This is a genomic window from Caballeronia sp. AZ7_KS35 (genome assembly GCF_023631045.1).
In the GTDB taxonomy this organism is placed as follows: Bacteria; Pseudomonadota; Gammaproteobacteria; order Burkholderiales; family Burkholderiaceae; genus Caballeronia; species Caballeronia zhejiangensis.
Window position 1 is genome coordinate 35316 of sequence record NZ_JALQDV010000001.1, and the last position, 19065, is coordinate 54380.

The 19065-nt window shown below is 63.4% G+C and carries 21 protein-coding genes and 1 pseudogene; 14 read left to right on the forward strand and 8 right to left on the reverse strand.

Going from position 1 to position 19065, the window contains the following annotated elements:
• Together fliJ and NCT05_RS00180 are read left to right on the forward strand one after the other, a co-directional pair.
• Entirely contained in the window at nucleotides 1–456 is a 456-nt protein-coding gene (gene fliJ / locus NCT05_RS00175; protein ID WP_008352578.1) for a flagellar export protein FliJ, read from the forward strand.
• 30 nt (nucleotides 457–486) lie between these two features.
• Entirely contained in the window at nucleotides 487–1848 is a 1362-nt protein-coding gene (locus NCT05_RS00180; protein ID WP_175979640.1) for a flagellar hook-length control protein FliK, read from the forward strand.
• On the opposite strand, the gene NCT05_RS00185 is transcribed toward NCT05_RS00180, so the two are convergent.
• Nucleotides 1799–2194, reverse strand: a complete 396-nt coding sequence (locus NCT05_RS00185; protein WP_250501559.1) for a hypothetical protein — start codon at nucleotides 2192–2194, stop codon at nucleotides 1799–1801. The two genes, NCT05_RS00180 and NCT05_RS00185, sit on opposite strands and share 50 nt — an antisense overlap.
• 9 nt (nucleotides 2195–2203) lie before the next feature.
• On the opposite strand from NCT05_RS00185, the gene NCT05_RS00190 reads away from it, so the two are divergent.
• From NCT05_RS00190 to fliR, 11 genes and pseudogenes are all read left to right on the forward strand, one after another.
• A complete protein-coding gene (locus tag NCT05_RS00190; RefSeq protein WP_250501560.1) occupies nucleotides 2204–2413 on the forward strand; it encodes a hypothetical protein in 210 nt (69 codons plus the stop codon).
• A 121-nt stretch (nucleotides 2414–2534) separates the two neighbouring features.
• Nucleotides 2535–2876 (forward strand): patatin-like phospholipase family protein, encoded by a 342-nt coding sequence (locus tag NCT05_RS00195; RefSeq protein WP_250501561.1) that lies wholly within the window; start codon nucleotides 2535–2537, stop codon nucleotides 2874–2876.
• On the forward strand, nucleotides 2873–3736 hold the full coding sequence (locus NCT05_RS00200; protein ID WP_250501562.1) for a POTRA domain-containing protein: 864 nt from the start codon (nucleotides 2873–2875) through the stop codon (nucleotides 3734–3736). The genes NCT05_RS00195 and NCT05_RS00200 overlap by 4 nt, the downstream gene beginning before the upstream one ends.
• A gap of 51 nt (nucleotides 3737–3787) precedes the next feature.
• Nucleotides 3788–5463 (forward strand): annotated as a pseudogene (locus tag NCT05_RS00205) (long-chain-fatty-acid--CoA ligase).
• A gap of 439 nt (nucleotides 5464–5902) precedes the next feature.
• The gene (gene fliL, locus NCT05_RS00210; RefSeq protein ID WP_250501563.1) at nucleotides 5903–6391 is read left to right on the forward strand and encodes a flagellar basal body-associated protein FliL; all 489 of its coding nucleotides are present in this window, start codon (nucleotides 5903–5905) and stop codon (nucleotides 6389–6391) included.
• 24 nt (nucleotides 6392–6415) lie between these two features.
• Nucleotides 6416–7414 (forward strand): flagellar motor switch protein FliM, encoded by a 999-nt coding sequence (fliM, locus tag NCT05_RS00215; protein ID WP_008352571.1) that lies wholly within the window; start codon nucleotides 6416–6418, stop codon nucleotides 7412–7414.
• The gene (gene fliN / locus NCT05_RS00220) at nucleotides 7407–7838 is read left to right on the forward strand and encodes a flagellar motor switch protein FliN (protein WP_008352569.1); all 432 of its coding nucleotides are present in this window, start codon (nucleotides 7407–7409) and stop codon (nucleotides 7836–7838) included. The genes fliM and fliN overlap by 8 nt, the downstream gene beginning before the upstream one ends.
• Complete coding sequence (fliO, locus tag NCT05_RS00225; protein WP_250501564.1) at nucleotides 7835–8344, forward strand: flagellar biosynthetic protein FliO; 510 nt, start codon at nucleotides 7835–7837, stop codon at nucleotides 8342–8344. The genes fliN and fliO overlap by 4 nt, the downstream gene beginning before the upstream one ends.
• 245 nt (nucleotides 8345–8589) lie before the next feature.
• Nucleotides 8590–9360, forward strand: coding sequence for a flagellar type III secretion system pore protein FliP (gene fliP / locus NCT05_RS00230; RefSeq protein ID WP_033536657.1), 771 nt, complete (start codon nucleotides 8590–8592; stop codon nucleotides 9358–9360).
• A gap of 17 nt (nucleotides 9361–9377) precedes the next feature.
• Nucleotides 9378–9647 carry a flagellar biosynthesis protein FliQ gene (fliQ, locus tag NCT05_RS00235; protein WP_008352562.1) on the forward strand — a complete coding sequence of 90 codons (270 nt, stop codon included), beginning with the start codon at nucleotides 9378–9380 and terminating at the stop codon, nucleotides 9645–9647.
• Between the two features lie 10 nt (nucleotides 9648–9657).
• Complete coding sequence (fliR, locus tag NCT05_RS00240) at nucleotides 9658–10449, forward strand: flagellar biosynthetic protein FliR (protein WP_008352560.1); 792 nt, start codon at nucleotides 9658–9660, stop codon at nucleotides 10447–10449.
• A gap of 3 nt (nucleotides 10450–10452) precedes the next feature.
• Here fliR and NCT05_RS37165 read toward each other — a convergent pair whose 3' ends face one another.
• From NCT05_RS37165 to flgK, 3 genes are all read right to left on the reverse strand, one after another.
• The gene (locus NCT05_RS37165; protein ID WP_502801773.1) at nucleotides 10453–10782 is read right to left on the reverse strand and encodes an LAPAL motif-containing putative phage structural protein; all 330 of its coding nucleotides are present in this window, start codon (nucleotides 10780–10782) and stop codon (nucleotides 10453–10455) included.
• A 246-nt stretch (nucleotides 10783–11028) separates the two neighbouring features.
• Nucleotides 11029–12264 (reverse strand): flagellar hook-associated protein FlgL, encoded by a 1236-nt coding sequence (flgL, locus tag NCT05_RS00245; RefSeq protein ID WP_034473278.1) that lies wholly within the window; start codon nucleotides 12262–12264, stop codon nucleotides 11029–11031.
• Nucleotides 12265–12275: 11 nt separating this feature from the next.
• Nucleotides 12276–14219 carry a flagellar hook-associated protein FlgK gene (gene flgK / locus NCT05_RS00250; RefSeq protein ID WP_008352554.1) on the reverse strand — a complete coding sequence of 648 codons (1944 nt, stop codon included), beginning with the start codon at nucleotides 14217–14219 and terminating at the stop codon, nucleotides 12276–12278.
• A 42-nt stretch (nucleotides 14220–14261) separates the two neighbouring features.
• On the opposite strand from flgK, the gene NCT05_RS00255 reads away from it, so the two are divergent.
• A complete protein-coding gene (locus NCT05_RS00255; protein WP_250501565.1) occupies nucleotides 14262–14519 on the forward strand; it encodes a hypothetical protein in 258 nt (85 codons plus the stop codon).
• 626 nt (nucleotides 14520–15145) lie between these two features.
• Here NCT05_RS00255 and NCT05_RS00260 read toward each other — a convergent pair.
• The 4 genes from NCT05_RS00260 to NCT05_RS00275 form a co-directional block, all read right to left on the reverse strand.
• Nucleotides 15146–15898, reverse strand: a complete 753-nt coding sequence (locus tag NCT05_RS00260) for a flagellar brake protein (protein WP_008352549.1) — start codon at nucleotides 15896–15898, stop codon at nucleotides 15146–15148.
• 270 nt (nucleotides 15899–16168) lie between these two features.
• Complete coding sequence (gene flgJ, locus NCT05_RS00265) at nucleotides 16169–17230, reverse strand: flagellar assembly peptidoglycan hydrolase FlgJ (RefSeq protein WP_051996850.1); 1062 nt, start codon at nucleotides 17228–17230, stop codon at nucleotides 16169–16171.
• 15 nt (nucleotides 17231–17245) lie between these two features.
• Nucleotides 17246–18373 carry a flagellar basal body P-ring protein FlgI gene (locus NCT05_RS00270; protein WP_008352546.1) on the reverse strand — a complete coding sequence of 376 codons (1128 nt, stop codon included), beginning with the start codon at nucleotides 18371–18373 and terminating at the stop codon, nucleotides 17246–17248.
• 2 nt (nucleotides 18374–18375) lie between these two features.
• Complete coding sequence (locus NCT05_RS00275) at nucleotides 18376–19059, reverse strand: flagellar basal body L-ring protein FlgH (protein WP_008352545.1); 684 nt, start codon at nucleotides 19057–19059, stop codon at nucleotides 18376–18378.
• Nucleotides 19060–19065: the final 6 nt, after the last annotated feature.

The following is a 19065-nucleotide window of genomic DNA, read 5'->3' on the forward strand; positions in this document are numbered from 1 at the left end:
ATGTCGAAGAATCTGCCGATCAACACCCTCATCGAACTCGCCGAAGAGGAACTCGATAACGCCACGAAGAAGCTCGGCAAGCTTCAGCAGGAACGCAACGAGATCGAAACGCAACTGAACGCGCTCGTGACGTATCGCGACGAGTATCACGCGCGTTTCACGGCGTCGGCGCAGCAAGGCACGACGGCGCAGACGCTGCGCAATTTCCAGGCTTTCGTCGATACGCTCGACAGCGCCATCGCGCAGCAGCGCACGCTGCTCCTGATGGCCGATCAGCGCATCGAGGCGGCGAAACCCGACTGGCGTCTCAAGAAACAGAAGCTCGGCAGCTACGAAGTGCTGGCCGCACGCGGCGAGGCGATCCTCGCGAAGAAGGCCGCGCGCGTCGAGCAGCGCGAATCCGACGAACACGCCGCCAAGGTGCTGCGCATGCGCGCCGAGCGGGCTTCGTCGTAACCCATTCATCGATATTTCCAGAGGCTTAGCATGTCCTCCGTTTCTCTTCTCGGCGCGCTTTCCGGCGCCACGTCATCGGGCAACTCCGCGGCGCAGCGCGCGGCGAGCGCCGGCGCGTCGTTCGGCAAGACGCTCCAGGGCATCACCGACCGCGCCAACGCTGATGCGCAAGCGGCTCAGGCGTTCGCGGATTCGTCCGCCGACACATCGAGCGTGCACGACGCGCCGAAGCCTTCCGACGACGCATCGAAGAGCGACGACGCATCCGATGCTCAGGCCGCCGCGAAGCCCGACGAGACGGACGCGCCGAAAGAGGCATCGAAGCCTGCGGACAAGACGAATACGGCCGACGCGTCGAAGCCGGCGTCGGGATCGTCATCGGATGCGGCCGCCGCTGCGCAAGCGAAAGCCCGCGCGGACGCCGCGAACGAAGCCGACGCCGACTCGGACGATACCGAGTCCGCGCTCGCCGATGCGGCCGACGCTGCATCGCTCGTCACGACGACCGCATCGACCGACGACGACAAAGCGACGGACACGACGCACAAGAGCAGCGATGCGAAGTCGGCGCAGGACGCGCTGGCCGCCGCGCTCGCCTCGATGAACAACACGCAGCCCGCGAATGCCGCGGCGAACGGTTCGGTCGGGACGGCGCGCGAGGGCGGGAAAGGCGACGATCAGGGCGGCCTCTTCGCGAAAGGCGGAAAGGGCGCGAGCCTGCCCGGGCTGACGGCGAATGCGAAGGCCGGCGACAAGGCTGTCGACGCAGCCGCGCTCGCATCCGCGCAAACCGCGCCGGCGATATCCGCCGACGCCGCGACCGCCGCCTACAAGCAAGCCGCCGACGCGGCCGCGCACGCGGTCGCGATGCAGACGGCATCGGCGGGTTCGGCGGTGTCGAGTCCGCAGGGCGCGATGGCATCGGCGACCAGCGCCGCGATCGCACCGCACGTTGGCGGCTCTGGCTGGGACGACGCGTTCAGTCAGAAGGTCGTGTTTCTGTCGAAGGCGGATCAGCAAAGCGCGGAATTGACGCTGAATCCGAAAGATCTCGGGCCGTTGCAGGTGACGCTGCAGGTCTCCGATAACCACGCGCACGCGCTGTTCGTGTCGCAGCATGCGCAGGTGCGCGAAGCGATCGAAGCCGCGATGCCGAAGCTGCGCGAAGCGATGGAAGCGAACGGCATCAGTCTCGGAAGCGCGTCCGTCGCCGATGGCTTCACGCGCCAGTCGCAGCAACAAAGCGGTGACGGCCGCTCGGGATCGGGCGGCGGCGGCCGTGCGTCGGGCGGAATCGGTGGTCTGGGCGGCGTGAGCGCCGACGATTCCGTTGCGGCGAGTATCAACGTGCCCGTGCGACGCACGGTCGGACTCGTCGATACGTTCGCCTGATCCTTCTCAGCGCCTCACGCCGCACATTCGGCGCGCAGGCGCTCGACGACGACGATGTAATGCCGGGGGGCATCGTCCGTTGAAAGGCCACCGGCGTGGTGACGAACATGCCGACGAAATGCGCGACGCCGCGCAGCGGCGCGTTCATCGGGAAGTCGAGCACATGCGACGACGCCGACGTGATGTCGATGCCGCACGCGAGCACGCTGGAGACGAGCGCCGCAGAAAGCAGCGCGCGCAGGAGATAGAGGCCGCGCAGCGGGACGTGCGTGAAACGCACGACGATGCCGAGCGCGATCGCGGGTGCGGCGATGAGCAGAAGCGCGGCGAAAAGCGCGTGCAGCACGCTCCTCCGATGCAGCACGCCGACGAGCGTCTGCGCGCCGGCGAGTCCGCCGATGACCGCAGGCCAGCCGCACGGCGCGTCAGCATGAGAGCCGCCATCGCGACGCCCGAAGGCGGCCAGATCGACGCGGCGCTCGCCAGATGGAAACCGGCCGACTCAAACGACGATCAGCGTTCTCCCAATTGGCGGACTTTTCTCAAAGTCTCGGCATCGTCCTGAGACAGAACACAGCATGAGTGCAACATTTAGTATTCCTCTGATGGTGGTCTGAAGGGCGCTCCTAGAATCTGCGCGACTCGTCTCCTTTGCCGCCGCGCAGCAACATGCGCGACGCTTTGTCATGCGCGCATTCGTTTCACTGCTGCTGGATTTCTGCCTGCACGTCCCTTTTTCCGACGCCTTCGCCCAAGGTTCGTCATCGCCCGTAATCGACGCCGCGCCCAAGTCCCGGCCGCGGATCGCGCTGGTTTTGTCCGGCGGCGGCGCGCGCGGTTATTCGCATATCGGCGTGCTGAAAGTGCTGGAACGCATGCGCGTTCCGGTCGATTTCATCGTCGGCACGAGCATGGCCGCGCCCGGCGTCTTCTCGCCGATCGAAGTCGACGGCCGCGTGCGGATCGACGGCGGTATCGTCGACAACCTGCCTGTCGATGTCGCGCGCGAACTCGGCGCCGATACGTGATCGCGGTGCAAACCGGCACGCCGCTCAGGAAGCGCGAGAACATCAAGTCGCCCGCCGACGTCGCCCAGCAGATGATCGGCATCCTGATCGGCCAGAACGTGACGGCGGCGAAAGACTCGCTCGGCCCGAGGGACATCCTGATCAGCCCGGATCTCGGCCACATCAAGTTCACCGACTTCGCGCGCGCGCACGAGGCGATCGATGACGGCGAAAAGGCCGCGGCCGGCGCGCTGTCGCTATCGGTCGAAGACTACGCGGCGTATCAGGCCGCGCATCGCACCGCATCGCGGCCCACCGCCGCGCGCATCGACACGATCGACATCGTGACGTCGCCGCGCATTCCGACCGACTATGTCCGGCGGGCGCTAGATCTCAACGAAGGCGATGCCTACGACGCGCACGAAATCAACGAACGCCTCGCGCGCCTCGAAACGAGCGGCTACTTCAAGAGCGTCTCGCACGAATTCGTCCACGAGGACGGCGTGAACCGCCCGCGCGTGAACCCGGCGGAAAAGAGCTGGGGATCCAACTTCCTGCTGTTCTCGCTCGGCGGCCTCCGACATCTCGCGGCGTATGGCGTCAATCAGTTCTCCGGGAACTACGTGTTCTACAGCCAGCTGACGTACCAGTTTCGCGTGGCGTCGCCGAACGGAACGGCGGTGAACGACGTGTATCTCGGCACGATGGCCGAAGCCGGCAACGCAACGTTCGAGCGCAGCGCACTTCGCATGGGCGATCTGAAGAAGAGCCTCAGCGTGTTCGTCGGCGCGACGACCGCGCTCGGCCCGGCGTATCTCGGCTACGCGATCGCGCCGGGCGGCATTCAAAGCGTCTATCTCCAGTTCGGCGCGAAGTTCTGAGGCCGACGTGGCCCGCGCGCGCATTTCTTACAACAACAACCACATGACTTCATGAACAAAACCTGGCTTGCATCGTATCCATCCGGCGTGCCTGCCGAGATCGAATCCGACCGATACCGCTCCGTCACCGACCTGCTCGAGCAGAGCTTCCGCCTTTACGCCGGGAAACCGGCGTTCGCGTGCATGGGAGCGTCCATCAGTTACGCGAAGCTCGACGCGCTTTCGCGCGACCTCGCCGCGTGGCTGCAGTCGACCGGCCTGCGCAAAGGCGCGCGCGTCGCGATCATGATGCCCAACGTGCTGCAATATCCGGTCGCGCTCGCGGCGATCCTGCGCGCGGGCTACGTCGTCGTGAACGTGAATCCGCTCTACACGCCGCGTGAGCTCGAACATCAGCTGAAGGACAGCGGCGCCGAAGCGATCATCCTGCTCGACAACTTCGCGGCGACGCTGCAAGCGGTCGTGCACGAGACGACGATCAGACACGTAGTCGTCGCGACGCTGGGCGACTTGCTCGGCGCGAAAGGATGCCTCGTGAACTTCGTCGCGCGGCATGTCAAAAATCTGGTGCCCGCATGGAACCTGCCCGGCCACACGGCGTTCAACGCGGCGCTCGCCCGCGGCAGGCACATGGCGTTCACGCCGGTCGAGCAGCAGCCGGACGACATCGCCCTTCTGCAGTACACGGGCGGCACGACGGGCGTGGCGAAGGGCGCCGTGCTGCCGCATCGCAGTCTGATCGCCAACATGCTGCAGACGCAGGCGTGGCTCGAACCGGCCCGCGCGCGCAGCGGCCCACGTCCGGACAACTCACGACGGCCATCGCGTTGCCGCTCTATCACGTCTTCGCGCTGACGGCGTGCGGACTGCTGACGATCCAGACCGGCGCATTGGGCGTGCTGATCCCGAATCCGCGCGACATCGGCGGCATGATCCGGACGCTGCGGCGCTATCGCATCACGATGTTCCCGGCGGTGAACACGCTCTACAACGCGATGCTCGATCACCCGGATTTCGCGCAGCTCGATTGCTCGCGGCTCTTCGCGGCTGTCGGCGGCGGTGCGCCGGTGCAGCAGGCCGTGGCGCAGCGCTGGCTCGAAAAGACGGGCGTGCCGATCATCGAAGGCTACGGCCTGACCGAGACGACCGCGTGCGTGACTTGCAACCCGGCGGACTCGACGCAGCGTGGCGGCACGATCGGCTTGCCGCTGCCGTCGACGGAAGTTTCGATCCGCGATGACGCAGGCAACGAAGCCGCGCCCGGCGAACCCGGCGAGTTGTGCATTCGCGGGCCACAGGTCATGGCGGGCTACTGGAATCGTCCGGACGAGACGGCGCACGTCATGACGGCCGACGGCTTCTTCAAGTCGGGCGATATCGCCGTGATGGATGAACACGGCTTCCTGAAGATCGTCGATCGCAAGAAAGACATGATCCTGGTCTCGGGCTTCAACGTCTATCCGAACGAGATCGAGGACGTGGTCGCCGCGCATCCCGGCGTGTTCGAGGCGGCGGCGGTCGGCGTGCCCGACCGTCATTCCGGCGAGTCCGTGAAGATTTTCGTCGTGCGGCGCGACCCGGCCCTCACCGAGGCCGATCTGATCGCGCATTGCAAGGAGCGCCTGACGGGCTACAAGCGGCCCAAGGCAGTCGAGTTCCGCGAGAGTCTGCCCAAGAGCAATATCGGAAAGGTTTTGCGCAGGGAACTGCGCGATGGAACCGCGTGAGCGCGGAAGGAAGAAAGACGTGAAGCAATTCGTTTCGATGAAAGAGGTTGCGGCGGTGGCCATGCTGGCGCTCGCACGCCATGCCCGCGCCGACGACGCGCCGCCGCTAACGCCGCAAACGCAGGAAGCGCGAGCGCGCCGGCCGAATCGCCGTGGAAGGCTTCGATCGGCTTTCGCCGCGGTGAATTACCGCTTCTGAGCGGTTCCCCGGCGCGCCACTGCGCCGGGCTCTCCCTTCCCTTTTCTTTCCCCGCGCGGGCGCAATGCCCGCGCCGGCCTCAAGTTTTCGGTCCGAAAAGCCGAGATAGGTATCGAAGAGCGGGTCCGCGCAGGCCCGGAGCAATCGAACGGAATAGCCAGAAAACCCCCCTCTGTTCGACCCATCGCTTTACACCGCGATAGCCAACAATTCACCCTATCGAAAGAGGCACGCATTTTCATGGCTACCACGACCGCAAACCAGCAACCCATCGTTCCCGCGAAAGGCGGGAAGCTCAAAAAGATCCTGATCATCGCCGTCGGCGCGATCGTGCTGCTCGGCGCGGGCGCCGGTGGCGCGTACTTCTTCGTCGGGAAGAATCATGGTCCGGCCAAGCCGGCGCCGGAGCCGCCGCCCGTGTTTTTCCCGCTCGAATCGCTGACGGTGAATCTCCAGTCGGACGACGGCGCCATGCACTATCTCCGCGCCGGCCTCACGCTCAAGCTGAAGGACGAAAAGATCCAGTTGCTCGTCACCGAGCACATGCCGGAAGTCCGCAGCCATGTGCTGCTTCTGCTTTCCGGCAAGCGCCCGGACGATCTCGCGACCGTCGACGGCAAGAAGCAGCTTGCCAACGAACTGCGCGCGTCGGTCGAAACCGCGGCGAGCACGGCGGAGAAACCGGTGCGCGTCGAGGAAGTGCTGTTCACCGAATTCGTCGTTCAGTAACGCCGCATCAGCGAGTAAAGAGTCATGGGCCACGAAGAGTTCATGTCGCAGGAGGAGGTCGATGCCCTCCTCAAGGGCGTCACCGGCGAGATCGATCAGGAAGCTGACGAGAAAAAGCCCGCCGGCGTACGTCCGTACAACATTGCGACGCAGGAACGCATCGTCCGCGGCCGGATGCCCGGCCTCGAAATCATCAACGACCGCTTCGCGCGCCTCATGCGCGTGGGCATCTTCAACTTCATGCGGCGCTCGGCGGAAATTTCCGTCGGTCCGGTGAAGGTGCAGAAATACAGCGAATTCACGCGCAATCTGCCGATCCCGACCAATCTGAACCTGGTCCATGTGAAGCCCTTGCGCGGCACGTCGCTGTTCGTGTTCGACCCGAATCTCGTGTTCTTCGTGGTCGATAACCTTTTCGGCGGCGACGGGCGTTTTCATACGCGCGTCGAAGGCCGCGAGTTCACGCAAACCGAGCAGCGCATCATCGCGAAACTGCTGAATCTCGTGTTCGAGCATTACGCGACGTCGTGGCGCAGCGTGAAGCCGCTGCAGTTCGAATACATGCGCTCGGAGATGCACACGCAGTTCGCCAACGTGGCGACGCCGAACGAAATCGTCATCGTGACGCAGTTCACGATCGAGTTCGGCTCGACGGGCGGCACGCTGCACATCTGCATGCCGTACTCGATGATCGAGCCGATCCGCGACGTGCTTTCCTCGCCGATTCAGGGCGAAGCGCTCGAAGTGGACCGCCGCTGGGTGCGCGTGCTGTCGCAGCAAGTGCAGTCGGCGGAAGTGGAACTGACGGTGGATCTCGCCGAGATCCGCTCGTCGTTCGAGCAGATTCTGAACATGCGCGTAGGCGATGTGCTGCCTATCGACATTCCGGAGCAGGTCGTCGCGAAGGTGGACGGCGTGCCGGTGATGGAATGCGGCTACGGAATGTTTAATGGTCAATACGCGCTGCGCGTGCAAAAGATGATCAGCGCGAGCGATACGATGAAGGAAGGTGGATATGAGTGACCTGATGCAGAACGACGCGCCCGGCGCGCCGGAAAAAGGTGAAGAGCTGATGCTGGACGACTGGGCGAGCGCGCTCGCCGAGCAGAACGGCAACGAAGCGCCGGTGGCCGCGAGCGCGGGCGTGTTCCAGCCGCTGTCGAAGGCGGCGGCGCCGTCGACGCGCAACGACATCGACATGATTCTCGACATCCCCGTGCAGATGACGGTGGAACTCGGGCGCACGAAGATCGCGATCCGCAACCTGCTGCAACTCGCGCAAGGCTCGGTCGTGGAACTGGACGGCCTCGCCGGCGAACCGATGGACGTGCTCGTGAACGGCTGCCTCATCGCGCAGGGCGAAGTGGTCGTCGTCAACGACAAGTTCGGCATTCGCCTGACCGACATCATCACGCCGTCCGAACGCATCCGGAAGTTGAATCGATGAAACGCCTGGCCGTTGCGCTGCTCTTCGCCGCGCCTCTTTTCGCCCATGCCGCCGACATGAACGCGGTGAACCACGCCGCGCAGATCGCCTCGGGCGTCGGCGCGGGCACCGCGGTGCCATCGCTCGGTTTCGGCGCGGTGTTGCAGACGCTGCTCGGACTCGTGATCGTTATCGGCTTCGTGTTCGGCTGCGCATGGCTCGCGCGCAAGTTCGGCTATCAGGGCGGCAGGCGCAGCGGTCTCGTGAAGGTCGTGGGCGGCGCATCGCTCGGCAACAAGGAACGCGTCGCGGTCGTCGAAGTGGGCGATACGTGGCTCGTGCTCGGCGCCGGTCCTGGCAACGTGCGTCTGTTGCACACGATGCCCGCAGGCTCGGCGGATGTGGAAGGCGTCGGCGTTCCCGCGCAATCGTCGCCGCCGGCGGGCAACTTCGGGCAGCGCTTTCGCGACGCCCTCGCCGGCGAAGCGAACAAGCGGCTCCAGAAGTTCGTTTCTCCCGGCAAATAAGTCAGTCTTGCCGATGCATCGGGCGCGGTTCGCGAGGACCGCGCCCGATGTGCGTTTACGGCGCACGTTCGCAATAGAACGAGTTGGCGCGGGTTTCCCCCTCTTTTCGCCCCATCGTCCCATGCCGCGATAGCCGAGAATTCACGCTATCGAAAGAGGCAGGATTCCATGGTCATCACGTTTGTCGTTCATCAAGGTCAGCGCATTCTCGATGCCCTCGCAAGCATCGTCGGCGGGAGCAAGTAATGCAGGTGAGTCGTAACATCGTGCGCGGCGTGAAGCTCGCGCTGCCCGTCGCAATCGGCCTCGCGCCGTATCTGGCGTTCGCGCAAAGCACGGCGGGGCTGCCCGCCTTCAACACGAGTCCCGGCCCGAACGGCGGCACGACGTACTCGCTCAGCGTGCAGACGATGCTGCTGCTGACGATGCTCTCGTTCCTGCCCGCGATGGTCCTGATGATGACGAGCTTCACGCGCATCATCATCGTGCTGTCGCTGTTGCGGCAGGCGCTCGGCACCACGAGCACGCCGCCGAACCAGGTGCTCGTCGGCCTCGCGCTGTTTCTGTCGTTCTTCGTGATGTCGCCGGTTCTCGACAAGGCTTACACCGACGCATACAAGCCCTTCTCCGAAGGCCAGATCGCGATGGATCAGGCGATGACGCGCGGCGTCGCGCCCTTCAAGCAGTTCATGCTGAAGCAGACGCGCGAATCGGATCTCGCGCTGTTTGCGCGCATCTCGCACGCCGCGCCGATGAACGGACCGGAAGACGTGCCGCTTTCGCTGCTCGTGCCGTCGTTCGTCACGAGCGAATTGAAGACGGGCTTTCAGATCGGCTTCACGATCTTCATTCCGTTTCTCATCATCGACATGGTGGTGGCGAGCGTGCTGATGTCGATGGGCATGATGATGGTTTCGCCTTCGACGATCGCGCTGCCGTTCAAGCTGATGCTGTTCGTGCTCGTCGATGGCTGGCAGTTGCTGATCGGCTCGCTCGCGCAGAGCTTCGTTTCCTGATTTCGTGAGACTTTGAAATGACGCCAGAATCCGTCATGACGATGGCGCATCAGGCGATGTACGTCGCCTTGTTGCTCGCCGCGCCCTTGTTGCTGGTCGCGCTCGTCGTTGGTCTCGTGGTGAGCCTGTTCCAGGCGGCCACCCAGATCAACGAATCGACGCTCTCGTTCATTCCGAAGCTGATCGCGGTGGCGGTGACGCTCGTGATCGCCGGTCCGTGGATGCTCTCGACGCTGCTCGACTACATGCGCCACGTTTTCACGATCACGCCTGCGATCACGGGCTGAGTTTCGTTCGATGTTCTCCGTCACCTATGCGCAGCTGAACGGCTGGCTCACGGCGTTTCTGTGGCCGTTCGTGCGAATTCTCGCGCTGATCGCCACCGCGCCCGTGCTGAGCCACATGGCGATTCCGATGCGCGTGAAGATCGCGCTTGCGGCCTTCATCTCGCTGATCGTCGCGCCGACGCTGCCCGCGATGCCGCAGGCGACGGTGTTTTCGGCGGCGGGCGTGTGGATCATCGTGAATCAGTTTCTGATCGGCGCGGCGATCGGCATGGTGATGCAGATCGCGTTCGCGACCGTCGATGCAGCCGGCGAGTTCATCGGGCAGCAGATGGGCCTCGGTTTCGCGACGCTTTACGATCCGCGCGCGGGTGGCAATGCGGTGGTCGTGTCGCGCTATCTGAACACGCTGGCGATGCTCGCGTTTCTCGTCTTCGATGGCCATCTGCAGTTGATGAGCGCGCTGGTGGCGACTTTTCAGAGCGTGCCGATCGAGGCGAATGTGGTGGCGTCGGCCTCGCATGCGCAGGGATGGCGCGTGTTGGTCGGGTATGGCGCGAGCGTGTTTTCGACGGGCTTGCTGCTGGCGTTGCCGATCGTGGCGGCGCTGCTTATCGCCAATCTGGCGCTCGGCGTTTTGAATCGCGCTGCGCCGCAGATCGGGATATTTCAGGTCGGGTTTCCGGTGACGATGCTCGTCGGGCTGCTTTTGTTGCAGCTCATGGTGCCGAATCTGATGCCGTTTTTTCAGCGGGTTTTCGATGTGGGGATTGCGCAGATTGGGCGGGTTGCGGGGGCGCTTTAGTCGCTAAAGAAGCGCCCGCTGCAAGGGCGCCCGATGCTCATGCACTTTGATGATTCGATACTCGTTTTTCAACGCGCCAGCTTCGATCGATTGAATTTGGCGTAGATCGACGACGAGGACGTCGCCTTTTCCAAAGCGTTCGCCGCTATTCACTTTGCTCAGAAATACTTCGTCGTCCAATGCGGCGAAAAAAGGATATTGGCCGTCGTGAACGCGCCATTTGTTTCCGTCCTTGTCCGAGTTGGCTTCCTTTGCATACCCAACCGCAGCGCGTAGCGCTGTGCCGAAGCTGTTTCGTGCTGAACCAGCGCGCTCAACGTATTCGGGCGGCAGATCGTGCGCGAGCCAAGCCCGATTGGTTCTATGAGGGCACTCTTTAGGCGAGTGCCACCGAGGACGAGAGGACTACCCAAATTGCGTGTGACCGCGGGCTTGAAAAGCTGCTTTCTTTGCCTACTTTCTTTGCAGCAGCAAAGAAAGTAGGTGCCGCCCCGCACAGGGGCAACGTTAATAGACCGACGCGAATACGGGATCCGGCGAAAGCAGAAGGGAGAACGCAGAAAGCAAAAAAAGCCGCCTTCAACCCTGAATGTAATCAAACAACGACATCTTCTGAATCTGCGAAAACGCCATCTGCGCGGCCTGCAGCGAACTCTGCGTCAACTCGTACTGACTGATCGACGAAACGAGGTCGATGCTCGTCAGATTCGCGATGTCACTCGCCGTCTGCGTCTGACTCGTCTGCATTGCGCTCTGCGTCGACTGCACTTGCTGCTCGCGTCCGCCCACCACCGTCTGCGCCGCCAGCACGTTGTTGAACGTGTTGCTCACCTTCGTGCCGATCGTCGTCAGCGTGTTGGTCAGCGCCGCCTGCGCGCCCGGCGATCCCGTCGGCTGCTTGAGCGCGTTCACGAGGCTGTCGAGCGTCGCGAAGATGTCGTTGTTGCCCGACGCCGCCGGCTCCACGGAGAACGTGTCGCCATCGGCGGGCGTGCCGTCGATCGTCACCTTCTGGCCGCCAAGCGCGATGTCCGTGCTGCCCGTGTAGGCCACGTTCGTCGGCAACGATGAATCCGCCGGGTTCGACGTGACCGAGTAGGTCGTCGAGCCATCCGTCGCCGAGACCGAGAACTTGATCGTGTACGTGCTCGCATTGGCCGCGTTGCTCGTATCGTTGACGCTCACGCCGCTGATCGTCCCGGTGCCCGTGTTCGTGCTGGCCGCGCTCGACACCGGATCGCTTTCCGTCGGCAATACGCTGCCGAAGATCGACGCGCCCGTGTCACCCACCGGGATCGTCCGTCCTTCGCTGATCTGCACCGTGCGCTGGCCGTAATCGCCCGAATACTGCGCGCCGACGCCCGACGGGTCGTTCGTGTACGGCTGCGTGCCGCCCTTGAGTCCCGAGAAAATATAGTTGCCGTTGCTGTCCGTGGTGTTCGCGAGGCTGAAGAGCTGATCGCGCAAACCCTGAATCGTGTTCGCGATGGCCGTGCGGTCCGAATCGGTGAGCGAACCGTCGCCCGCATGCACGATCTGCGTCTGCACGCTCGTCAGCGCGCTGCTCACGCTGCTCAGCGTCGCGTCTTCCTGCTGCAGCGCGGACAACGCCGTCGTCTGATTCGTGCCGTACTGCGTGAGCGCGCCGCTTTTCATCGTGAGCTGCACCGCCTGCGCCGCGCCGAGCGGATCGTCCGACGCGGTGAGAAGGCGCTTGCCCGACGAGATCTGCTGATACATCGACGAAAGCGTACTTTGCTGGTCGCTCATCGAAGCGACGTTCAGGTTGAAGTACTGGGAACTGGAAATACGCATCGCGTTTAGCCTCAGTTGAACATGCCGAGCAGCGACTGGAACAGCGTCGCGGCGGTCTGAATCACCTTGCTGTTCGCTTGATAGAGCTGCTGGTACTGAATCAGGTTGGCCGCCTCTTCGTTCAGGTTCACGCCCTGCACCGATTGCTGCGCCGAAGTCGCCTGGTTGAGGAGCGAGGTCTGCGCCGTGCTCGTCGCCTTGAGCTGATTCGTCTGGTTGCCGATGTTGTTGATATAGCTCGAGTACGAACTCGTCAGCGTGTCCGTGCCGCCGTTGAGCGACTTCGCCGACACCAGGTTCGACATCGCGAGCGCATTGCTGCCGTCGCTCGTGCCGCCCTTGTTCTGCGCGATCGCGAACGCGTCGCCGTCCTTCGGCGTGCCGCTGATGGTCGCCGAAACGCCCATCGCCGAGACCGTGAGACCGTTGTTCGCGTCGTACGGAATCGTCGTGCCCGCGGTGTACGTCGTCGTGCCGACAGTGACATCGACATCCGATGTAAAGCCGTTCGCCGACGCGCTGTACGTCAGGTTGATGCCCGACGTCATCGTGTTGCTCGTCACCGTCGCCGACGAAATCGATGCCGTGCCGGTGTTCGTGGTCGCCGCCGACGTCACCGCGGGCGACGCCGCCGCGATCGCCGCGCCGTTGCTCGTCGTGAGCTTGAAGTTGTCGAGCGCGCCGCGCGTCGGCTGGATCGTGAACGAGTCGCCCTTCTGCACGCCGCTGAGCGTCGACACGTCGATGTTCAGGCCGTTGATCGTCTTGTTCGTCTCCGTCGCCGGATCGATCGTGCCGAGTGTATTGCCGCTTGCCGGGTCCGTCACCGTGTACTTGCTGCCGTCGTACGTGACCGTGAAGTCGTTCGTCGGCGGCTGTGCGCCATCGGCGATCGTCGCCGTCGGCACGCCGGTGCCCTTGTTGCGCGCGTTCGAGATGACGGTCGGATCGCTCGTCGAAAACAGCTTGCCGCCGGCCTGGCCGTTGAGGTCGAGACCGAGCGCGTTCTGATCGTTCAACTGATTGGCGAAGCTCGTCGCGATCGCGCCGAGTTGCGCCTGCGCCGGATCGAGCGTCTGCGTGCGGAAGTCGATGAGACCGCCGACCGTGCCGCCCGTCAGCGCCGAGTTGTCGAGGTACTGCATGTTCGCGGCCGTCTGCGTCGCGCCGTTGCTGCTCTGGTAGGCGATCGTGAGCTCGCTCGGATCGGACGGCGACGGCACGGCTTGCAGCCCGTACTGCGTACCTCCGACGACGAGCGGCTGCCCGTTGCCGATGAACACGTTGTAGTTGCCGTCGGACTGCACGACCTGCACGCCGATCATCGACGACAGGTTCGTGACGAGCTGATCGCGCTGATCGAGCAACTGGTTCGGCTGCTGGCCGCCCGCGCTGGCGATGTTGATCTGCTTGTTGAGATCGGCGATCTGTTGCGAGTAGCTGTTGATCTGCGAGACCGCGCTCGTCAGTTGCGTGTTGACGCTCTGACGCAGTTGGTCGTATTGCTGGCCTGCCGTGTTGATCTGATCGGCGAGCGTTTGCGCGCTGCTCATCAGCGACTGGCGCGCGGAGGAGCTGTTCGCCGAATTCGCCACCGACTGCAGGCCGGAGAAGTAATTCGAGATGCCTTTCGAGATGCCGGAAGTCGGATCGCCGACGAGGTTGTTCAGCTGCGAGATCAGCGAGTAATACGTGCTGGCGGCGCTGCTGGACGCTTGCGTGTTGTTGACTTGCGTCGTCAGGTACTGGCTGTACTGGCGCGTGACGGTGACGGCCTGAACGCCGCTGCCGAGATAGCCCGAGCCGGTGAACTGACCGGGCGACTCCTGATACTGGACTTTCTCGAGCGTATAGCCCGGCGTCGCGGCGTTGCTGATGTTCTGTCCCGTCGTCGTGAGGCCCCATTGGGCCGCGTTCAAACCGGAAAGACCAATGCTGAAGATGTTATTGGACATGCGTGAATCCTGGTGAAGCGGCGTTGGATCGAGCGCTGCCGCATGGCTGATTTGTATATCGGCCGATTGCCGGGGAAGTTGAGCGTTTGCGGGCTGAGTTTTGGCTTTTACCGAAGCCCGGGCGGTTTTTGCGATGGGGCCATTATCGGAGAGGTGGCGCAATGGCTATTGCGCGAAGAGCATGCCTTTTTGGGGCTAATTCTTCGATTTTGTTTCGTTGGCCTTGGTTTTTCGCTTTTGCTTTCGCTTTTGCTTTTGCTTCCGGTTTCGCCGGATCCCGTGTTCGTGTGGGTCTATTAGCGTTGCCCCTGTGCGGGGCGGCACCTACTTTCTTTGCTGCTGCAAAGAAAGTAGGCAAAGAAAGCAGCTTTTCAGGCCCGCGGTCACACGCAATTTGGGTGGTCCTCTCGTCCCAGGCGGCACTCGCCTAAAGAGTGCCCTCATCACAATAACCGGGCTTGGCTCGCGCACGGTCCGCCGCCCGAAACCGTTGTGAACGCTGGTTCAGCACGAAAGAGCTTCGGCACAGCGCTACGCGCTGCCGCCGGGTATGCGAGGGAAACCAACGTGCGGCGGTTGCAGTGAGATGGAGGCGTTAGTGAAGAAGCGCATGCTTCCCCGATTGGCCGGTCGGCCGCGAAGCGGGCCGGAGCCATTTCGTGCTGAACCGGTTTGTTGTGTGGCGAGTGATGGCGGACCGTGCGCGAGCCAAGCCCGATGGGGCCTATGAGGGCACTCTTTAGGCAGCCCACGATGGACGAGAGGACTACCCAAATTGCGTGTGACCGCGGGCGTGTCAGTAGCTGCTTTCTTTGCTTACTTTCTTTGCAGCAGCAAAGAAAGTGAGTGCCGCCCCGCACAGGGGCAGTGCTAATAGACCGACACGAAAACGGGATCCGGCGAAAACGAAAGCAAAAGCAAAACCCCTACTTCGCCAAAGACCGTCGCTTCATCTCAAGCTGAGTGATCAGCCGCTGAAGAGTATTCTCCGCCGACCCCGGCATCGAAACAAACTTGAACCCGATGGTATATCGCCGATCCCCTTTCGCCGTCGTCGATTCCCGATGCGAAACCAGCATCATATCCACCGTCACACGTCCATTCGCGCTGAAATGCAGCTCGGCATCCTGAAACACGATGCCCATCTCCAGATCCGCGATGCGATCATCCGTCGTGCGCAGCGCCACGCCGCCCAGCGACAGATCATGCACCTCGAAGCGGAATCGCTCGCCATCCGGCAACGAACCCGTGCAGATGTAAGGATCGAGAACCGGCGTATCGACACGGAAATACTCGCGCCGCTGCATGTAGTACAGCACCGTCGGAAAATCGACTTCGAACGCCGGACGCCCGTCGAACATCGTTTCGCGCGCACCCGGCGTCGTGAACTCGACGCGCACGCCATCCGGCGCCGCACTGAAAATCAGCTTCTGCGACGCAAGCACGCCGCGATTCTGCTCGTCGAGACCGCCCCAGTCGAACGTGAAGCGATGCGCGGTCACATCGACGTCGAGCACGCGCGTGACGATCTGACCGTCGCCGTATTGCGCCGTCAGAAAGTCCCCGCGATTGGCGAGATTGCGCAGCGCCACGCCGATTTCCAGCGGATTACGCCTGCCGAAATCCACGATCGGCGCGATATCCTCGTCGGCAACGTCATGCTTTTGATTGGTGTTCATGGTGCTAGCCGTGTTCATTGTGCTCGCGCGCTGCCCGACCCTCGAACATCGCGCGACGATCCGAACCGAATAGGTCCGGCACTTCGATTATTCAGGTTAGCGGCATACCTCTTCAAAAGTTTAGGGTCGCCCGCCGAAAAATGTATGTGGTGCGCCGTCCCTATGGACGTAAAACGTTTGCTTCCCCGAAGCAATAAAGCGGCCGAATACATCGGCTGAATGCGCGGCGTGGCCCGCGCTTCAATATCGAACTACGCGGTCGAACGGGCGTCAGACGATCTGACGCATGATCGAGATGAGCTTCTTCGCGTACTGCGGATCGGTCGCGTAGCCCGCCTTCTGCATGCCGTGCGCGAAGCCCGCGACGTCGCGCGAAGCCTGAATCACCGGCGCATAACGCGGATTGTTCTTGATGACGCTCGCGTAATCGGTAAGCGCGTCCTCGTACGAATCGTAAGCGCGGAATTTCTCGACGACCTTCTGCGGACGGCCGTTGATGTATTCCGTCGTCACCGAGCTGACAGTCTTGCCGTTCCAGTCTTTCGTCGCCTTGACGCCGAAGATGTTGTGGCTCGTCGCGCCGTTCGGATGCTTGATCTCGCGCTTGCCCCAGCCCGATTCGAGCGCCGCCTGACCGATGATGAAGCGCGCCGGAATGCCCGTCGCCGCGCTCGCGGCCTGCGCCGGCACGGCGAGCCGGTCGACGAACGCGTTCACCTTGTCAGACCCGTTGCCGCGCGCCGGCGCTTCCACCGAATCCGCCGCCGTGTAGCCCTTGCCCGCGAGCGACGCGTTGTTCCTGTTGCCCTGCGCCGCCGCGTAAGCCTTCGCCATCGCGTTCATCGCGGCGAGATTGCCCGCGTTCGCGTCGAGATCGCCGCCGCCGCCCGACATGCCGCCGAGCGTCTGCATCGCGTTCATCGTGCTCATCGTGTTCATGGCGCCGCCCTTGCCGTCCGCGCCGGTCTGCGCGCCCGAGTTGCGCATGAGCTGCTTGAGCATCATGTCCGCGACGCCGATGCCCTTCGACGACATCTGCTGCGACAATTGCTGATCGAGCATCGACGTGAAGGTCTTCGAATCGTTCGATTCGAACGGGCTGTCCGAAGGCGTCGCGTCGCGCATGCTCTTCAGCATCATCTGCGTGAAGACGGCGTCGAACTGCTTGGCCGCTTCCTTCAGGCCCTGCTGCGGGTTCGCGCCGGCCTGCGCGCGCAATGCGTCGAAGCCCTGCGTGTCGAGCGCGAAACGGTTCGAGAGATTCGAGAATCCGCTGCTCGTATCGGTCGATGCCAGCGCGGTGCCGGCGATGCCGTTCGTGTTCGAGTTCATAGGTTCTTATTCGTTTTAGATGATTTCGAGGTCTGCGCGCAGCGCGCCCGCGGCCTTCATCGACTGAAGGATCGAGATGAGATCGGCCGGCGTCGCGCCGAGCGCATTGAGCGCCTTCACGACATCCGCGAGATTCGCGCCCGCCGACAGCATCTTGAGCGCGCCGCTGTCCTGCTTCAGCTGAATCGACGATTCCTTCGCCGCAACCGTCTGGCCGTTCGAGAACGCGTTCGGCTGGCTCACCGCCGTCTTCGTGTTGATGACGACCGACAGATTCCCGTGCGCGACCGCGCAGTTCTGCAGCGTGACCATCTGATTCATCACGATGGAACCCGTGCGCGCGTTCAGGATCACCTTCGCGGCGGCCTGCGCCGGACGCACGTCGATGTTCTGCAGCTGCGCCATGAACGACACCTGCTCGCTCGGCTCCTGCGGCGCGCGCAACTGGATCGTGCGGCCGTCGAGCGCGAGCGCGGTGCCCATGCCGAACTGATTGTTCACGGCCGCGACGATGCGCTGCGTCGTGTCGAAATCCATTTCGCGCAGTTCCATCTGCATGACGCCGCCCTGCTGCTGCAACGCCGACGGCACCGCGCGTTCGACGATCGCGCCCGCCGAGATGCGGCCGACCGCGAGCTGGTTCACCTGCACCTTGCTGCCGTTCGCGCTCGCGCCCGCGCCGCCGACGACGAGATTGCCCTGCGCCATCGCGTACACCTGGCCATCGGCGCCTTTCAGCGGCGCCATCAGGAGCGTGCCGCCGCGCAGGCTCTTCGCGTTGCCGAGCGACGAAACCGTCACGTCGATCGCCTCGCCGGGACGCGCGAACGGCGGCAGCGTGGCCGTCACCATCACGGCGGCCACGTTCTTCAATTGCATGTTCGACGACGTCGACGGGTTCACCGTGATGCCGAGGTTGCCGAGCATGTTGGTGAGCGATTGCGTCGTGAACGGCGTCTGCATCGTCTGGTCGCCGGTGCCGTCGAGACCGACGACGAGACCGTAGCCGATCAGCGGATTGTCACGCACGCCCTGAAACTGCACGAGATCCTTGAGGCGCTCGGCGTGCGCCTGATGCGCCGAACCGATGGCGACGAGCGCGGCTGCGAGCGAGAACGAAACGAAACGGAGAAACGGATTCATGATCAGAACGGCGCGACGTTGAGGAAGAAGCGCTGGAGCCAGCCCATGTTCTGCGCTTCGTCGATGTAACCCTTCGCCGAGTATTCGATCTTCGCGTCGGCGACCTGCGTGGAATAGACGGTGTTGCTACCCGAGATGGTCGTCGGGTTGACGACGCCCGAGAAGCGCACGTACTCGTTGCCCTGGTTGATGAGCATCTGCTTTTCGCCGCTCACCTGCAGGTTGCCGTTGGGCAAAACGTCCGTGACGGTCACGGTCAGCGTGCCGCTGAACGTGTTGGCCGCGCTCGCGCCGCCCGTCGCGGTGAACTTGTTCGCGCCGGTGGCCGAAAGGTTCGTGTTGTTGAAGAGGCCGCCGAAGAGGCCCGGCGTGGTCGGCACGGCGAACGACGCGTTGCCGCCGCGGTTGGTGTTCGCCGCCGACGACTTCGTCGCGTTGACGTTTTCCGAGATCACGATGGTCAGGATGTCGCCCACGTTGCGCGGACGCTGGTCTTCGAACAGCGGCCGGCCCGCGTAGCCCGCGTTGTAGATCGCGCCGGGCGAACGCGTGCCGACGGGCGGCTGCGGCGGACGCGCGGTCATCGGCTGCTGGATGATCGGCTCTTTCGGCACGAGGCCGCACGCGGCCAGCGATGCGATGAGCGCGCCGATCGACGCGCGCGAAAGAATGTGAGTGAGCGACATCGTGAT

What these genes read in the sequence shown, in the direction of transcription:
- flgK (WP_008352554.1), bottom strand. Translation starts at nt 14,219, where the DNA reads ATGTCCAATAACATCTTCAGCATTGGTCTTTCCGGTTTGAACGCGGCC.
- NCT05_RS00275 (WP_008352545.1), bottom strand. Translation starts at nt 19,059, where the DNA reads ATGTCGCTCACTCACATTCTTTCGCGCGCGTCGATCGGCGCGCTCATC.
- fliN (WP_008352569.1), top strand. Translation starts at nt 7,407, where the DNA reads ATGAGTGACCTGATGCAGAACGACGCGCCCGGCGCGCCGGAAAAAGGT.
- fliO (WP_250501564.1), top strand. Translation starts at nt 7,835, where the DNA reads ATGAAACGCCTGGCCGTTGCGCTGCTCTTCGCCGCGCCTCTTTTCGCC.
- NCT05_RS00190 (WP_250501560.1), top strand. Translation starts at nt 2,204, where the DNA reads ATGCAGCACGCCGACGAGCGTCTGCGCGCCGGCGAGTCCGCCGATGAC.
- flgL (WP_034473278.1), bottom strand. Translation starts at nt 12,264, where the DNA reads ATGCGTATTTCCAGTTCCCAGTACTTCAACCTGAACGTCGCTTCGATG.
- NCT05_RS00255 (WP_250501565.1), top strand. Translation starts at nt 14,262, where the DNA reads ATGGCTGATTTGTATATCGGCCGATTGCCGGGGAAGTTGAGCGTTTGC.
- fliJ (WP_008352578.1), top strand. Translation starts at nt 1, where the DNA reads ATGTCGAAGAATCTGCCGATCAACACCCTCATCGAACTCGCCGAAGAG.
- NCT05_RS00195 (WP_250501561.1), top strand. Translation starts at nt 2,535, where the DNA reads ATGCGCGCATTCGTTTCACTGCTGCTGGATTTCTGCCTGCACGTCCCT.
- fliQ (WP_008352562.1), top strand. Translation starts at nt 9,378, where the DNA reads ATGACGCCAGAATCCGTCATGACGATGGCGCATCAGGCGATGTACGTC.
- NCT05_RS00270 (WP_008352546.1), bottom strand. Translation starts at nt 18,373, where the DNA reads ATGAATCCGTTTCTCCGTTTCGTTTCGTTCTCGCTCGCAGCCGCGCTC.
- fliL (WP_250501563.1), top strand. Translation starts at nt 5,903, where the DNA reads ATGGCTACCACGACCGCAAACCAGCAACCCATCGTTCCCGCGAAAGGC.
- flgJ (WP_051996850.1), bottom strand. Translation starts at nt 17,230, where the DNA reads ATGAACTCGAACACGAACGGCATCGCCGGCACCGCGCTGGCATCGACC.
- NCT05_RS00260 (WP_008352549.1), bottom strand. Translation starts at nt 15,898, where the DNA reads ATGAACACCAATCAAAAGCATGACGTTGCCGACGAGGATATCGCGCCG.
- fliM (WP_008352571.1), top strand. Translation starts at nt 6,416, where the DNA reads ATGGGCCACGAAGAGTTCATGTCGCAGGAGGAGGTCGATGCCCTCCTC.
- NCT05_RS00180 (WP_175979640.1), top strand. Translation starts at nt 487, where the DNA reads ATGTCCTCCGTTTCTCTTCTCGGCGCGCTTTCCGGCGCCACGTCATCG.
- fliP (WP_033536657.1), top strand. Translation starts at nt 8,590, where the DNA reads ATGCAGGTGAGTCGTAACATCGTGCGCGGCGTGAAGCTCGCGCTGCCC.
- fliR (WP_008352560.1), top strand. Translation starts at nt 9,658, where the DNA reads ATGTTCTCCGTCACCTATGCGCAGCTGAACGGCTGGCTCACGGCGTTT.